Source organism: Ochrobactrum chromiisoli, assembly GCF_026241335.1.
In the GTDB taxonomy this organism is placed as follows: domain Bacteria; phylum Pseudomonadota; class Alphaproteobacteria; order Rhizobiales; family Rhizobiaceae; genus Brucella; species Brucella chromiisoli.
Genome location: NZ_JAPHAV010000030.1, coordinates 1 through 11,727 on the forward strand (window position 1 = coordinate 1; position 11,727 = coordinate 11,727).

An 11,727-nucleotide genomic window follows, 5' to 3' on the forward strand; every position below is an offset into this window, starting at 1 on the left:
GACGCGCAATTGTTTCTCTGTTCCATCTCGTCGCCGAGCCGCACACACAATTCGCTACCATCGCCTCGAAGCTTTCGATGCATGGAAAATTGCGGCCTGTTTCGCCTGAATATCTACGAGCCCCTGGTCTTTCCGGCCAGAGAAACTTAACGTGACAACACCCCTCCGAATACTGGCATCCGCAGCTCAACGCCCGCACAGAACTGGTTATGGCTTCCTGAAAATCCTTTTAAGATACCGCAAAAAACGCCATGAAAGTATCTCTATACTGAACTAAGGAAATCCTGGTCATTTGGAACCTTTATTTAGGCCGGCTTTACGATCGTTCTGGAATCCAAATTATGCGTCTACGTTTAATAGTACGTGTTGATCTTTGAGAGTGAAGCTAAGAATGCACGAACCGTCAAAAAGGCCCGTGCATCAGCATTTTTCGGTTGGTGGAGTTTACTTTTTACGGCATGGCATGTCAGTACCTTCGGCATTGATAGCTGTGCCTTCAGCGGTTTCAATGCCGTAGAGGAGTTTCGAACGCGCTTCGATTGACGCAAGCAATGCTTCACCAAGATCTAATGCTCGTTCTGACTGACGGACGCTGAAATCCGTCAAATATTTAGAAGCCAGCTCGGGCTTTTCCGCTGTGTAAAGGATGTCAGCTGTCGCCTGAACTTCAGGAATGTCATCAATTTGCTTAGCTTCGAAGGCCTCAAGGGCTTGAGTTATTTCAGGCATAAATGTTTCTGGATTTGCGCACGCATGATACATAAGCCGCTTAAACAGCCGTCCAGCAAACTGTGTGGCTTCCTGCGACTGGTATTCAGCGTTCAGGAATGTGGAACCAGCATCTCGGAACAGGTATCGGTGAATGCCATACTCAGGGATGACCTTATCGATCCCGATATGATAGGGTACAAACGGCGCGGTGACAGAACCTGTTGGTGCAACCCATAGCAGATTCAAACCTGAATGCGATGTATCACGCAGCTGAGCGACTTCACCGTAACCGGAACGCTCAGTTGATACACGCGGATCACGGACCAGTTTCATCATTTTTTTCAGTGTGACCGGCGCCATATCGTGGAGTTCTTTTTCCACGGTTTCAATTGTCCAGTGCTTTTGACCGGTTCGCATCGGGCGGTCTTGTTCGCTATAGACGGCATGCACATTAAACGGTTTATCGCCATCACGTTTCCACCAACCCTGCTCGATGGCGAAATCATAGAAATTTGGTGATGCCATATAGTCTTCGTTGTCAGTTATGTCGGCTGGAATATCGCCAATATAGCCAGGATATGAAACGCGCACATCATCTGGACCTAAGCGTTCAGCGACCCATAAGCCTTTGCTGCCTGCGAATTGCAGTACTACCCAACCTTCATTCTTATCGGCAATCAGATGCGAGTTACCGCCGTAGGTGGTATAACCATGCTTATTGATAAGATCGCCGATAATCTCGACGGCTTCACGCGCCGTTTTAGCACGCTCCAAAGCAATGCGGGCCAGATCGCTGTATTGTGGACCCGTTTGCGGATTTGGTGTCATTTCAACCAGTTCGTCGCGCGAGTTCGACCAGATATCCCGCACTGCAACGCCGTACTCGTTCAAACCACCATTGGTCAGCGGTGCTGGAAAGCCTTCAAAATCGCTATAATTCATGTTTATGTATTTGAAAGTTTCAGGAACCTGAGGAATTTCAATGAGTTTGCCTGGCATATAGGCCTTATCAGTTGCTCCTACAGACATTGTCGCACCTTTGGGATGCTTTTTAGCTGGCACAACAGTCAACCAATGTCCGGAAACTTCCTCACCTGTACCACCAATCAATACAGATCCGTCTTCAGTCAGATTTTTTCCAACATAAAAACCATAACTAGCAAAAGCATTCGAGTACAAAGAAGATAATATCAATACATTCAAAGATATAATTTTACAAATTTTGCTTGTTTTCATCATTTCAACTTTCATTCAACATTTCTTTTTGCACATTGATTAAACACCGTCAGACATTTATGTGCTCGTCACAGGATTGTTTATATCGAAACGATTGTAAATATTAAATATTTAATCGACAAAGATCACATTTAACTTATTGAAGCGATGTCCGGTCTCACTGAGGCGGCGTCGGATTACGGGTGCGATAACGCGATTTACCAGCTTTGATTTTTCGTCACGCTGCAAACGACAGATGCACACCGATATCCACATAGTTTCTCAATACAGATGATGGCATTAAGAGAAAGTTTTCTTTATGTTCGCATAATCAGGGTGATTTGCTGACTTCATGTCAGAAATATTCCCAGGTAATAGCCTCAGCGGAGCACGAACATGCAGACCGAATTCGACAGTCTTCTTCAGCAATCCGGGCTGTCAGTTGCAGACGCTGCAGAGATTCTGGGCTATTCTGAAGGCCACATTTACCGCTGGAGGCGCGGCGAGGAAACCCCACGAAAAGCGGTTGTGAATGTTTTACGCAGTGAAGCGGAAAAACGTAGTCAGCCATCGGGCGATAGTTCGTTCACCTTCATCGATCTCTTTGCAGGTATTGGTGGATTACGGCGCGCTATGGAAAGTGCTGGCGGGCGCTGTGTATTCACATCCGAATGGGACAAGTATGCCCAGAAGACCTACCACGCCAATTACCGTGATAACCGGCCCATTGCTGGTGATATACGGGAAGTGTCAGCTGATGAGGTGCCCGACCATGATGTGCTTGTCGCAGGCTTTCCCTGTCAGCCTTTTTCGATTGCGGGCGTTTCCAAGAAAAATGCTCTGGGCCGCGCGCACGGGTTTGACGATGAAACACAGGGCACGTTGTTTTTTGATGTTCTGCGTATTCTCAAGCATCATCGTCCGTCAGCATTTCTTCTGGAGAATGTGAAGAACCTGAAAAGCCACGATAAAGGCCGGACATTCAGCGTGATCCGGCGTAAGCTTGAAGAAGAGCTTGGCTATTCAATCCATACCTGCGTGATCGATGCAGGGCATTTTGTGCCACAGCACAGGGAGCGCATAGTCATCGTTGGCTTTCGTACACCGGTCAATTTCAGCTTTGATGCGCTTGAACTGCCTGCCTATGGTGCAAAGCGGCTTAATTCAATCCTGCATCCGGAAGATGGCAGCGAAAAGCCGGAAGGGGAGTTCACAGTAGGCGCCTCTGCCGAGGTCAATAAAAAGTACATCCTCACAGACAAACTCTGGCAATATCTGCAGAACTACGCTGCCAAGCACAAAGCGAAGGGCAATGGCTTTGGATTTGGTCTTGTTGGCCCAGAAAACATCGCACGCACGCTTTCAGCCCGCTACTATAAGGATGGATCAGAAATTCTCATCAACCGTGGTAAAGGCAAAAGCCCGCGCCGCCTGACACCGCGTGAATGTGCGCGGCTTATGGGATATGATGATGATTTCCGCATACCTGTGTCTGACACACAGGCCTATAAGCAGTTCGGCAACTCGGTCGCTGTTCCGGTCTTTGCCGAGGTTGCACGGATTATGCAGCCATATATTCTCGATCTTATTGCGCAAGGCAGAATACCGGCACGTAAGGTTGGCTGATGTTCATGACAAAGCGACGCGCAGCCGCAATATGGCTGCGATACGCGCTACCAATACAAAGCCGGAACTGATCATCCGCAAAGGATTGCATGCCAGCGGGTTCCGCTACCGCCTGCATGCAAAAGAACTTCCCGGAAAGCCCGATCTGGTGCTGGCAAAATATCACGCAGTCATATTCATCAACGGATGTTTCTGGCATGGGCATGATTGCCATCTGTTTCACTGGCCTGCCACACGCAAAGAGTTCTGGCGTGAAAAGATTGGTGGCAATATCGCCCGTGATGAGCGCAATCATACAGAACTGAGAAATGCTGGTTGGCGTATTGCGCTCATCTGGGAATGTGCGCTGAAGGGAAAGACCCGCAGATCCTCCGGGGAAGTGATTGACACTCTTGGCCGGTGGCTTTTGACTGACGACAGGGAATTACAGATTCGCGGCGTGCAGATTTAAACGGATAATTGGGGCGGACTGAACGTGGCTGGACGGGGTTACTTATCGGGGTATTTTATAGGCGCTGGCGCAAAGGTTCTTCGCGGTACCGAAGTTGATCCGACTGTCTCTAACGGGCATGAGTTTCAGGGGGTCGATATTTTCCGGGCCTTTGTTGGCACGCCGGATGAGAAAGAAAAAATCCCCCTCACCTATATCTGGATGGATGACGAGCAGGACGAACCACTGCGACTGGAACTGACCGGCACGTGGTACAACAGCCGTAAGAGACAAAAGCATCGCTCACCGGAATATCGTCTCTTTTACCCGGCAGCCGCAGAAAGTGTTGTCTACCGCGCGACAGCTGGCGACACACTCTTCCTCTGTATGACAGCGAAGCGCAAAGTTCTGGCAATCCTGTGTCCGTCAGGAAGCTCGATCGAGCAGAAGCTTCTGTGGCTGTTCGGATTGCAGCTCACCACGGATTTCAAACTCTCACAGCAGGATATTAGCAACGATGGCGGCCGTGACATCGATCTGGCCGCAAAGTTTATTCTTGATGAGCTTGGCATTGAAACCGAAGAACCCGAACCGGATGCGCTCAGTCTGCTGATTACCCGCTTTGGCAACATATTTCCCGGAACAGCTAAGTTTTCAGAATTCGCCCGTAAAACACTCAAAGGTGTCGATCCGCTTGCAGATCCTGACAGTGCGCTGACCGCATGGATGGAGCATGAGGAAGCGCTCTTCCGCCACATGGAGCGCGTTGTCGTGGCCGAGCGGCTGAAAGCAGGTTTCCTGCACGAGGGTGATGCAGATGTCGATGGCTTTCTGTCGTTTTCATTGAGTGTTCAGAACCGGCGCAAGTCACGCGCTGGCTATGCTTTCGCTCATCATGTGGAAGCCGTGTTGAAAGCACACAAGGTTGCTTACAAGCGTGAAGCAACCACCGAGAAACGCAACGCAGCAGATTTTCTGTTTCCCGATGAAGCGTCCTATGCCAATCCCGCCTTCCCCGCAGGAAACCTTCGCATGCTGGCAGTCAAGACGACCTGTAAAGACCGCTGGCGACAGGTGCTCGCTGAAGCAAACAGGATTTCAGAGAAACATCTGCTGACCCTTGAGCCATCAATCTCCAGAACCCAGACCAGTGAGATGCAGGCACAGTCCTTGCGTCTGGTCCTGCCAGAAAGCATTCACACCACCTATCATACCGATCAGCAGGAATGGCTGATGAACATCGGGGAATTTCTGAAGCTGGTCCGATGACGGCTTCTATATACCAGAATAGGAAGGGGTATCCCCACATAGTTGTGGTGCTGCTCAAGCAGAGCGTTTTATAAAGTGATGAAGAAATTTTCTGGGGTTGATACAAAGTATCTGCATTGGCGGAACATTTGTCCGAACCTTGCAAGGACAATCATCTTGTTTGTTTCTCGCGCAAGGGTTGCTTTTTATTTAATCAAATGTAGAGATTATTTAGGGGACATATTGGGGAAAATTAGGTGCATCAGGCGGTATCAACTAGTTGGATTGGGCATCTGCCGTGATCGGTTTGATCGGTCCAGAATCGTCCTCCGTTGGCATTTCTCCCTTGTTTCGTCTGGCGTTAGTAAAGGGCGAAGAAGCATCAATATTGCTCCATCTTCGTCGAAAAGCTCCGGTTAATGGCAAGGATACTTCCGGGCGTACTCCGTTGATGATAGCCGCTTTGAATGGCCGGCTGAGTATCTGTAAACTTCTCCTGCACGAAGGCGCAGATGTTTCAATTTGCGATACTGACGGCTGTAATGCCTTTGATCTAGCGACAAGATACGGTCATCACGCTATCGCTTCACACCTCCTAGCCACGCTCGCCCAATCGCTATCCGAGGGCAATGAGGCCATCGTAACCGTTTATCCGGCTGAGGCGTTCAGTGAAGGCTGGGAAGCCGAGGAAGAGTTTCACGCTCCTGCTGACAGTCGTGTGGCTGATGTAGATGTCATCGCGTTGCAGGTTGCCATCGCTTTACATCGCGTGACCCGTGAGCGTGACGATTGGGGAACGGGTTTCTGTCTCATCTTTGCGTCCTTTGATAAAGCTATGATGAGCCGAAAATCCTCTCTTCTTAATTAAACCAGTTTTGTCTCAAAGGCGCTGATGTCGGACAAACGCTCGGGTCCGCCGAACCATCGCAGGTGTTTTTCATCACATCAGCCCGGAACTTGCCGATCTATATTTCCATGAGATCGGCTTCCGTTGGTCCCAGCGCATTGTTGTTGGCCAAGCTGTGCGGAAAAGCCGAAATGGTAAGGAAAGCATGAAAACCCTCTGGTCGCGAGTGCCGCCGGCACTGCAATTGCTGCAAGTATTCGGCGCTGTCACCGGTCGTCAGATGCGTAGAAGCCCGGATGGTGGCATCATCATCAAATCATCCGTAGCTGTCTTTGGTTGATAAGGGCCGCGTACGATTTTAAGCAAATCTTGTTCCGGCCCCTACATCATAGATCAACACGCATCCGGCCGTAGGTTAAGGTTACGGTGCCCGACAAACTTCTGTGCGATGGGACAGTGGCACGATGTGCGCCTGTGGGACTACCACATCAAAGTCAGACCCGAATTGATCGAGATCAATGCGCGCATTGAGTGCGGCGTTGACAGTGACGAGGACAGCGTAGACGAAAAACTTCGTTCTAGGCAAATAGTGCTGGAAGACATACCGGAAGGAACTGCCTATGATCGAAGAACCGACGCAAAATAACGATCCGACGCAAGAGCTATCGTCTCGATTTCCGACAGCATATACGATCCTTTTTCTTCTTATCGTCTTCGTCGCTGCTCTGACCTGGATCATTCCAGCCGGCCAGTATGACCGCGTGATGAACGAGGAAGTCGGTCGCGAAGTAGCCGTCGTGGGGACCTACCGCGAGGTCGAGCGGAACCCGCAGGGCTTCATCGATGTGATGCTTGCGCCTGTTGCGGGTTTCTACGATCCCGGCAGCAATGCGGCGAACGCTATCGACGTCGCGCTTTTCGTGCTGTTTCTCGGCGGGTTTCTGGGCGTGGTGAACGCCACCGGAGCGATCGACACCGGGATCAGGACGGCGATGTCGGCAATGAAGGGACGCGAGATCTGGATGATCCCGATCATGATGTCCCTCTTCGCGCTGGGCGGCACGACCTACGGCATGGCCGAGGAAACGCTGGCCTTTTATGCAATCCTCATCCCGGTAGTGATTGCGGCAGGCTATGACGCGGTGACAGGCGTGGCCATCATCCTGATCGGCGCAGGGATCGGCGTGCTGGGCTCGACCATCAACCCTTTCGCCACGGTCATCGCCTCCAATGCGGCCGGTGTCGCATTCACCGAAGGAATGACCCTTCGCCTGGTGATCCTGCTGGGTGGACTGGTGATCTGCGCGGCCTATGTCATGCGCTATGCGCATCGAATCAAGGCCGACCCCTCACGCTCGGTCGTGGCCGGGCAGGCCGAATCGCATCGCAAAGTGTTCTTGCAGGGCAAGGCCGGCAAGGATGTCGATACCGCCTTGACCGGCACGCAGAAGCTCGTCCTTGTCATCTTCGCCATGACCTTCGCGGTGATGATCTGGGGCGTTGCCGGCCAGGGCTGGTGGATGGCGCAAATGGGAGCATTGTTTCTCGGATCGGCCGTCGTTATCGGGCTGGTGGCGCGGATGGGCGAGAAAAAGCTTACCGGCAATTTCGTGGACGGTGCGCGTGACCTCCTCGGCGTGGCGCTTGTGATCGGTCTCGCCCGCGGCATCGTCGTCATCATGGACCATGGGCGGATTGCCGACACTATTCTGCATAGCGCCGAGCAAACGCTGGGAGGGCTGGGCGAACTGGCCTTCATCAACCTGATGCTCTGGATCGAGATCGGAATGAGTTTTTTCGTGCCATCCTCGTCGGGGCTGGCCGTGCTGTCGATGCCGATTCTGGCACCGCTTGCCGACTTTGCAGGTGTCGGCCGCGATCTTGTGGTGACGGCCTTTCAGTCAGCTAACGGCCTGGTGAATCTGATCAACCCCACCTTCGCAGTGGTGATCGGCGGTCTCGCCATCGGCCGGGTGTCTTACGACCGTTGGATCGTCTTCATCTGGCCACTGATGCTTATCCTGTTGGCGTTCATCTCGGTCGTACTCACCCTCGGTGCAATTCTGTAAGTGAAAGGAAATGCCATGTCTGATCGTTCTCTCGGCGTCCACTCTGAAACCGGCAAGCTGCATCAGGTCATCGTGTGCCGCCCCGGCCTTGCCCATCGCCGCCTGACCCCCGACAATTGCCAGGAACTGCTGTTCGACGATGTCTTCTGGGTCAAGCAGGCACAAAAGGATCACGACGCCTTCGCATCCGTCATGCGCGACGAGGGTGTAGAGGTGCTGGACGTGAACGACCTTTTGGCCGAAACACTTGATGTGGCAGAAGGCCGCAAATATGTCCTGGATCACCGCATCAACCGTGATCAGGTCGGCGTCGGTATGCTGTCGGATCTCCGTGCCTGGATGGAGGAACTGCCCGGCATCAAGCTGGCCGAATACCTGCTGGGCGGATTGGCGACCGGCGACCTGCCGTTCAAGCCGCATGGCCTGTTCGGCGCTTATCTGGGTCATCAGGGCCTGATTCTGCCACCGTTGCCCAACGCGCTTTTTACCCGCGACAACTCGGCCTGGATTTATGGCGGCGTGTCCGTCAACCCGATGCACTGGCCAGCGCGCCGGCCCGAAACGTTGCTGAATACCGCGATCTACAAGTATCATCCGAAGTTCGTCGGCAAGGCGGAGATCTATTTCGGAGATCCAGCAATCGATCACGGGCTGTCGACCGTCGAAGGCGGCGACATCATGCCGGTCGGCAATGGTACCGTGCTGGTGGGCATGGGCGAACGGTCCTCGCCGCAAGGCATCGGGCAATTGGCGGTTTCGCTGTTCAAAAAAGGAGCTGCCCAGCGGGTTCTGGCTTTCGCCATCCCGAAGTCGCGCTCCGCGATGCATCTTGACACGATCTTCACCCTTTGCGGCGGCAACGTGGTGACGACCTTCAAGGAAGTGGCCGATGAGCTGGTCTGTTACGACATACGCCCCGGCAAGGGCGGGGCGCCGGTGGAATTCCGCCACGATCCGCGTGCGATTTTCGAGATCGTGGCAGAGGTTCTGGGCTACAAGTCGCTGGAACTGGTGCCCACCGGCGGCAACACCGAAGAGGAACGCAAGCGCGAGCAGTGGAATGACGGCAACAACGTTCTGTGCCTGCGTCCTGGCGTGGTCATTGGATACGATCGCAACGACGACACCAACGCGGCGCTAAAGGCAGCAGGCATCGATGTCCGTGCCATCCCTGGCGCCGAATTGGGCCGTGGCCGCGGCGGTAGCCATTGCATGTCCTGCCCGACCATACGCGATGCAGTTTGAGGAGATATAGAATGGCTTTTAATCTGAAGAACCGTCATTTTCTAACCCTGCGGGATTTTACGCCACAGGAGATCGGCTACCTTCTCAAGCTCTCCGCCGACCTCAAGACTGCGAAGTACACGGGGACCGAGGTTCCGACGCTCAGAGGCAAGGAGATCGCACTGATCTTTGAGAAGGACAGTACCCGCACCCGCGTCGGCTTCGAGGTGGCGGCGCATGATCAGGGTGCGACCGTGACCTATCTGGGCCCGTCCGGAAACCACATGGGCCATAAGGAGACAGTCAAGGACACAGCCCGCGTTCTGGGTCGTGTCTATGATGCGATTGAGTACCGTGGTTTCGGACAGGAGGTCGTGCAGACTCTGGCGCAATGGTCCGGCGTGCCGGTGTACAACGGATTGACTGACGAGTTCCATCCAACCCAGATTCTTGCGGATTTCCTGACTATGCAGGAACATGCCGAAAAGCCATTGCGCGAGGTGGCTTATTGCTTCCTCGGCGATGCGCGCAACAACATGGGTGACAGCCTGCTGATCGGCGGTGCCAAGATGGGCATGGATGTGCGACTTTGCGCACCCCGCACGCTCTGGCCCACGACAGAGATCCAGGACTATGCAAAGGCGGTCGCCAATGACACTGGCGCGCGGATCACTTTGACCGATTCCATCGACGAAGGCGTAAAGGGCGCGGATTTCGTCTATACAGATGTCTGGCTTTCGATGGGCGAAGCCAAGGAGAAGTGGGCCGACCGCATCGCACTGCTCATGCCCTATCAGGTCAACGCCGATGTGATGAAGAAGACCGGCAACCCGCGCACCAGGTTCATGCATTGCTTGCCCGCGTTCCACAACACCGAAACGACGGTCGGCCAACAGATCAAGGACGAGTTCGGCCTCGACTGTATGGAAGTAACCGAGGAGGTCTTTGAAAGCCCGGCCTCAATCGTCTTCGATCAGGCCGAGAACCGGCTGCACACGATCAAGGCGGTTCTGGTCGCCACTCTAGGGGGCTGAGTATGTTAGTCGTGGCTGCACTTGGCGGGAATGCGCTTCTCAGGCGCGGGGAGCCTCTTACTGCGGACAACCAGCGGGCCAATGTCCGCCAGGCCGCGCGTGCGCTGGCCCGCCTCGTCGAGGCGGGGCACCGGCTGGTCATCACGCACGGGAACGGTCCGCAGGTCGGACTACTGGCGCTTCAGGGTGCGGCCTACAAGCCCGACGAAGCCTATCCACTGGATGTACTCGGGGCCGAGACTGGCGGCATGATCGGCTACATGATCGAACAGGAGTTGGAGAACGCACTGGGCCACAGGCGGCCTGTCGCCACGCTCCTGACCCAAGTGATCGTGGACGCGGACGACCCAGCCTTTCATAAGCCCACTAAGTTCATCGGCCCGGTCTATGAGCGCGCCGAAGCCGAGGCTCGCGCCAAGGCCTTCGGCTGGACCATCGCGCCGGATGGCGACAAGTGGCGCCGTGTCGTGCCCTCGCCTATGCCGAAAGAGATCCCCGACATTCGTGTGCTACAGCTCTTGCTGGACCGGGAAGTGATCGTGATCTGCACCGGAGGTGGTGGCATTCCGGTGCTTCGGCAGCGTGATGGATGCATGAGCGGCATCGAGGCGGTGATCGACAAGGACGCCGCCAGTGCGCTACTCGCGCAGCAACTGGATGCCGATGCCCTTCTGCTTTTGACCGATGTGGACGCGGTCTATCGCGATTTCGGCACCCCGACCGAAGCAGCGATCGCCTCGCTGGCCCCCGACGAGGCACGCGTACTCGATCTTCCTGCCGGATCTATGGGACCGAAGATGACGGCTGCGGCAAACTTTGCGGATCAGGGTGGGCTGGCGGGTATCGGCCGGCTTGATCAGGCTGTGGAAATTCTGGAACAGCGCGCTGGCACATGCGTCCGGAATTGACATTGTGGTCTAATCTAAGCTCGACTTTGTACATTATGCAGCGAAGCAAAGTGCCTGCGCCATGCGCTTGATGCGGCCGGGTGGTATTTTAGGTATATCCCGGTTCGACGGGGACTGTCGATAAATCTCGTGCTCCCATAAACCATGCGAACTGCGCCGATGGTGTTGTCACGTTAACTGGGCTACAGTTGCCTGCCTGACGGTTTGGGCGTAAATTTTGGCGATGCAGACATCAGATATCATCTTCAAGCGTCACCGTTTTCCGCCACAGATTATTGCTCATGCGGTGTGGCTTTATCTGCGGTTCAACCTTAGTCTGCGTGAAGTTGAGGAAATGCTGCTTGAGCGTGGAATCGACGTATCATACGAGACAGTTCGTCGTTGGATCGCCAAGTTCGGCCCCCAGATCACACGC

The 11,727-nt window shown here is 54.0% G+C and carries 9 protein-coding genes and 3 pseudogenes; 11 read left to right on the forward strand and 1 reads right to left on the reverse strand.

What is annotated here, in order from left to right; translation table 11 throughout:
* A pseudogene (locus tag OPR82_RS22890) lies at positions 1-109 on the forward strand (IS6 family transposase); the annotation flags it as partial.
* A gap of 335 nt (positions 110-444) precedes the next feature.
* Here the strand turns inward: OPR82_RS22890 and OPR82_RS22080 are convergent.
* On the reverse strand, positions 445-1,962 hold the full coding sequence (locus OPR82_RS22080) for a C69 family dipeptidase (RefSeq protein WP_109989846.1): 1,518 nt from the start codon (positions 1,960-1,962) through the stop codon (positions 445-447).
* Positions 1,963-2,322: 360 nt separating this feature from the next.
* On the opposite strand from OPR82_RS22080, the gene dcm reads away from it, so the two are divergent.
* The 10 genes and pseudogenes from dcm to OPR82_RS22130 form a co-directional block, all read left to right on the forward strand.
* Positions 2,323-3,552, forward strand: a complete 1,230-nt coding sequence (gene dcm / locus OPR82_RS22085; RefSeq protein ID WP_265987134.1) for a DNA (cytosine-5-)-methyltransferase — start codon at positions 2,323-2,325, stop codon at positions 3,550-3,552.
* Positions 3,553-3,583: 31 nt separating this feature from the next.
* A complete protein-coding gene (locus tag OPR82_RS22090; protein ID WP_247998007.1) occupies positions 3,584-4,003 on the forward strand; it encodes a very short patch repair endonuclease in 420 nt (139 codons plus the stop codon).
* Between the two features lie 24 nt (positions 4,004-4,027).
* Positions 4,028-5,251 carry a type II restriction endonuclease gene (locus tag OPR82_RS22095; RefSeq protein ID WP_109989843.1) on the forward strand — a complete coding sequence of 408 codons (1,224 nt, stop codon included), beginning with the start codon at positions 4,028-4,030 and terminating at the stop codon, positions 5,249-5,251.
* A gap of 277 nt (positions 5,252-5,528) precedes the next feature.
* Complete coding sequence (locus OPR82_RS22100) at positions 5,529-6,098, forward strand: ankyrin repeat domain-containing protein (protein ID WP_210205229.1); 570 nt, start codon at positions 5,529-5,531, stop codon at positions 6,096-6,098.
* A 34-nt stretch (positions 6,099-6,132) separates the two neighbouring features.
* A pseudogene (locus OPR82_RS22105) lies at positions 6,133-6,417 on the forward strand (IS1595 family transposase); the annotation flags it as partial.
* Between the two features lie 280 nt (positions 6,418-6,697).
* Positions 6,698-8,146, forward strand: coding sequence for a YfcC family protein (locus OPR82_RS22110; protein WP_109989841.1), 1,449 nt, complete (start codon positions 6,698-6,700; stop codon positions 8,144-8,146).
* Between the two features lie 15 nt (positions 8,147-8,161).
* On the forward strand, positions 8,162-9,391 hold the full coding sequence (locus OPR82_RS22115; protein ID WP_109989840.1) for an arginine deiminase: 1,230 nt from the start codon (positions 8,162-8,164) through the stop codon (positions 9,389-9,391).
* 11 nt (positions 9,392-9,402) lie between these two features.
* A complete protein-coding gene (gene argF / locus OPR82_RS22120) occupies positions 9,403-10,404 on the forward strand; it encodes an ornithine carbamoyltransferase (RefSeq protein ID WP_109989839.1) in 1,002 nt (333 codons plus the stop codon).
* A gap of 2 nt (positions 10,405-10,406) precedes the next feature.
* A complete protein-coding gene (arcC, locus tag OPR82_RS22125; RefSeq protein ID WP_109989838.1) occupies positions 10,407-11,312 on the forward strand; it encodes a carbamate kinase in 906 nt (301 codons plus the stop codon).
* A 223-nt stretch (positions 11,313-11,535) separates the two neighbouring features.
* A pseudogene (locus OPR82_RS22130) lies at positions 11,536-11,727 on the forward strand (IS6 family transposase); the annotation flags it as partial.